4 protein-coding genes are annotated in these 4,369 nt (G+C 62.0%); all 4 read right to left on the bottom strand.

All coding sequences use genetic code 11. The features are described from left to right. A partial coding sequence (locus tag HJB89_RS33010; protein WP_221151020.1) for an ABC transporter ATP-binding protein occupies positions 1-1,109 on the bottom strand: 1,109 nt, incomplete at its 3' end. A 3-nt stretch (positions 1,110-1,112) separates the two neighbouring features. Further along, complete coding sequence (locus tag HJB89_RS33015) at positions 1,113-2,084, bottom strand: carbohydrate ABC transporter permease (protein WP_207581917.1); 972 nt, start codon at positions 2,082-2,084, stop codon at positions 1,113-1,115. After that, entirely contained in the window at positions 2,081-3,034 is a 954-nt protein-coding gene (locus HJB89_RS33020) for a carbohydrate ABC transporter permease (RefSeq protein ID WP_221151021.1), read from the bottom strand. The genes HJB89_RS33015 and HJB89_RS33020 overlap by 4 nt, the downstream gene beginning before the upstream one ends. A gap of 141 nt (positions 3,035-3,175) precedes the next feature. Next, positions 3,176-4,369, bottom strand: a 1,194-nt coding sequence (locus HJB89_RS33025; protein ID WP_221133271.1) for an ABC transporter substrate-binding protein, incomplete at its 5' end; no start/stop codon positions are given.

Below are 4,369 nucleotides of genomic sequence, written 5' to 3' on the forward strand. Positions count from 1 at the left end.
ATCCGCACCTGGCTGTCCGGATCGAAGAACACGGCCTTGTCGAGATTGAAGGCAAGGCGAGTTGTCTGTCCCGGAGCGATGCCGGCATCGGCGCGCAGGCGGGCGACGACGGATTTGCCGCCGAGCTTGGTGACGGCGAAGGTGTCGGAGCCGGCCGGTTCGACCACCTCGATCAGGCAATCGTCCTCGGTCAGCGAGCGCGCCTTGCGGTCGGCGCCGTCGGGGTCGGTCAAGGCTTCCGGGCGGATGCCGAAGATCACTTGTTTTCCGGCATAGGAAGACAGGCCGTGATTGCCTGAGACCACCGGCAGTCGGAGCGGGGCGGCGTTCGGCCGCTCCAGCGCGACGGCAAGCCCGGCCGCGCCATTCTCGACGGTGGCGTTCAGCAGGTTCATCGCCGGCGATCCCATGAAGTCGGCGACAAACAGATTGGTGGGGTTGTTATAGATCTCGGCCGGCGTGCCGAACTGCTGCAGCACCCCGTCCTTCAGCACGGCGATCTTGGTCGCCAGCGTCATCGCCTCGATCTGGTCGTGGGTGACATAGACGAAGGTGGTGCCCATGCGCTGGTGCAGCCGCTTGATCTCGGTGCGCATGTCGACACGCAGCTTGGCATCGAGATTGGACAGCGGCTCGTCGAACAGGAAGACCTGCGGATTGCGCACCAGCGCCCGACCCATGGCGACGCGCTGGCGCTGGCCGCCGGAAAGCTGGCTCGGCTTGCGGTCGAGCAGATGGCCGATCTGCAGCATGTCGGAGACCTGCTTGATCGCCTTGGCGCGCTCCTCCTTCGGAACGCCGCGGATCTCCATGCCGAAGGCGATATTGCCCGCCACCGTCATGTTCGGATAGAGCGCATAGGACTGGAACACCATGGCGATGTCGCGCTTGGAGGGATGCAGGCCGCTGATATCGCGCCCGTCGATGCGGATATCGCCAGAGGTGATCGTCTCCAGCCCGGCAATGGTGTTGAGCAGGGTCGACTTGCCGCAGCCGGACGGGCCGACCAGCACGAGAAAGCCGCCCTTTTCGAGTTCGAGGTCGATCCCCTTGAGAATGTCGATGGCGCCGAAGCGTTTTCTGAGACCGGAGATTTCGAGGAAGGCCATGGGTTACCCTTTGACAGCGCCCGCCATCAGACCGCGCACGAAGTAGCGGCCGGCGAGGATATAGACGATCAGCGTGGGAACGGCCGCGATCATCGCCGCAGCCATGTTGACATTGTATTCGACCACACCGGTCGAGGTGTTGACGACATTGTTCAGCGCCACCGTCATCGGCATGGAATCACCGGTGCCGGCATAGGCCGAGGCAAACAGGAAGTCGTTCCAGATATTGGTGAACTGGTAGATCACCGTGACGACGATGATCGGCAGCGAGTTCGGCAGCATGATGCGGCGGAAGATCTGGAAGAAGCTGGCGCCATCGACCTGGGCGGCCCTTACCAGCTCGGTCGGAAAGGCCTCGTAGAAATTGCGGAAGAACAGCGTGGTGAAGCCGAGGCCGTAGACGACATGCACGAAGACCAGATTGACGGTCGGATTGCCGAAGCCGAAGGTAAAGCCGGTGGCGTTTTGCAGCGTCATGCCGAAGCGGCCGAGCGAACCGAGGATCGTTGCCATCGGCAAGAGCACCGACTGGAACGGGATGAAGCAGGCAAACAGCATCAGCCCGAACACCAGCGTATGGCCGGGGAAACGCCACTTGGTCAGCACATAGCCGTTCAGCGCCCCCATGATGGTGGAGATTGCCACCGCCGGCACCACCATCTTGATCGAGTTCCAGAAGTAGCCCTTGATGCCGGCGCAAGTCAGCCCGACGCAGGTCTCGCCCCAGGCCTTGATCCAGGGATCGAAGGTCGGCGTCTGCGGCAGCGCCAGCATGTTGCCGTTCTGGATCTCGTCCATAGTCTTGAACGAGGTGGTAAGCATGACGAAGAGCGGCATCAGATAGAGGACGGCGAAGATGACCAGCAGGCCGTAGATGACCAGCCGGCCGATCCAGCGGGTGTTGTTATTCCTGTTGTCGCCGCTCTGCGAAGGCGGTGTGGTCGCAGTTATCGTCGAAGAGGTGACGCTGCTCATCGCGCCTTCTCCTTCAGTTCGGAATAGAGATAGGGAACGATGATCGCCGAGATCGTCATCAGCATGATGATGGCGCTGGCCGAGCCGACGGCCATCTCGTTGCGCTTGAAGGTGTATTCATACATGAAGTTCGATGGCAGCCAGGCCGAGCCGCCGGGGCCGCCGGAGGTCAGCGCCACCACCAGGTCGTAGGACTTGATTGCCATATGGGCGAGCACGATGAAGGCCGAGAGAAAGACCGGCCGCAAGAGCGGAATGACGATGCGCCGATAGAGCTGGAAAGCGGAAGCGCCGTCGATCTGGGCCGCCTTCATGATCTCGCCGTCGATGCCGCGAAGACCGGCCAGAAACATCGCCATGACGAAGCCGGACGCCTGCCAGACACCGGCGATGACGACGGTGTAGATGACGAAGTCCTTGTTCTTGATCCAGTCGAAGTGGAAGCTCGTCCAGCCGAAGTGGTGCAGCGTCTGCTCGAGCCCAAGGCCGGGATCGAGGAACCATTTCCAGGCAACCCCGGTGACGATGAAGGACAGCGCCATCGGATAGAGGAAGATCGGCCGCAATATGCCTTCACCGCGGATCTTCTGGTCGAGCAGGATGGCCAGGAACAGTCCGAGCGCCAGGCAGATGCCGATATAGAGAAAGCCGAAGATCGCCATGTTGGTGATCGAGGTATACCAGGAGGACGGCGGATCGCTCTCGAAGGTCCAGCGCCACAGCCGCTGATAGGCGCGCGCCCCGGTCAGCGCATAGGACGGAAAGGTCTTGGAATTGGTGAACGACAGATAGGCCGTCCAGACGATGAAGCCGTAGACGAAGACCAGGGTGATGACGAAGCTCGGCGCCAGCACGATCTTCGGCAACGCATCCTGCAGCCGGCCTCTGAGCGAGATCGGCGTCGATTGCGCCGGCGTCAGAACCGGATCGGTGGTCGCAACGGTGCTCATGGAATGTCGTCTCCCTCCTGCATGATGGTGGCCCTGCATGATCCCTGCATAGCCTCTCCGCACAATCGTCGCGGGATGATCGTCGGAGCCTGAGGCTTCCCCGCGACAATGCGCGGGGAAGCGGTGTCATCGAGCGTGGTCTCAGCGGGCGTCGTCGATCGCCTGGACGAGCTGCTTGACGGCTTCGTCGGAGGTCTTGATCTGGCCGTGGACGAACTTCGAGACGACATCTTTGTAGGCATTGGCGATGGCCGGCGGTGCGCCATAACCCTGGGCCAGCGAGCCGAACAGCGTGCCGCCCTCATTGGCAGCCTTCAGGTCGGCGATGCCCTTCTTGCCGCAGGCGTCGAAGTCGGTGTCGGGAACGTCGGTGCGGGCCGGCACCGAACCCTTGACGACGTTGAAGGCCGACTGGAAGCTCTTCGACAGCGTTGCGGTCGCCAGCGCCACCTGGGCCGCCTTGCGGTCGTCGGGGACGTTGAACATGCCGAACATGTCGGAGTTGTAGACGACGCTGCCTTCGGTGCCGGGGAAGCGGTAGCAGAGGAAGTCGGTATTCGGGGTCTTCTTGGCGGCGACGAATTCGCCCTTGGCCCAGTCGCCCATCACCTGCACCAGCGCATCACCCTTGATGACCATGGCGGTCGCCAGATTCCAGTCGCGGCCCGAGAAGTTCGGATCGACATATTTGATGATCGTCGCCAGATTGTCGAAGGACTTCTTCATCGTGTCCGACTTCAGCGATTCCTCGTCGAGGTCGTTGAAAGCCTTCTTGTAGAATTCCGGACCGCCGGTCGACAGCACGATGGAATCGAACATCGTCGCTTCCTGCCAGTTCTGGCCGCCGAGCGCCAACGGGATCACACCCGCAGCCTTGGCCTTGTCGAGCAGCGCGATCAGCTCGTCGAAGCTCTTCGGCTGGGTGCCGCCGATCTTGTCCATCACCGCCTTGTTGATCCACAGCCAGTTGACCGAATGCACGTTGACCGGGGCTGCGACCCACTTGCCGTCATAAACCGAGAACTTCTGCAGCGCTGCCGGCACCGACTTGTCCCAGCCTTCCTTCTTGGCCGTCTCGGTCAGGTCGCCCATGACGCCGGCCTGGGCATAATCGAGCACGGTATAGCCGAGCATCTGCGAGGCTGTCGGATAGGTGCCTGCGGCAACCATCGCCTTCAACGCCGTCATCGCCGCATCACCGCCGCCGCCGGCAACCGGCACGTCCTTCCAGGCAAAACCTTCCTTCGACAGATCCTGCTTCAAAACGTTCAGCGCCGCTGCCTCGCCGCCAGACGTCCACCAGTGCAGCATCTGAACTTCTTTCACGTCAGCTGC

This window comes from Rhizobium sp. NZLR8, assembly GCF_019685025.1.
Classification (GTDB): Bacteria; Pseudomonadota; Alphaproteobacteria; order Rhizobiales; family Rhizobiaceae; genus Rhizobium.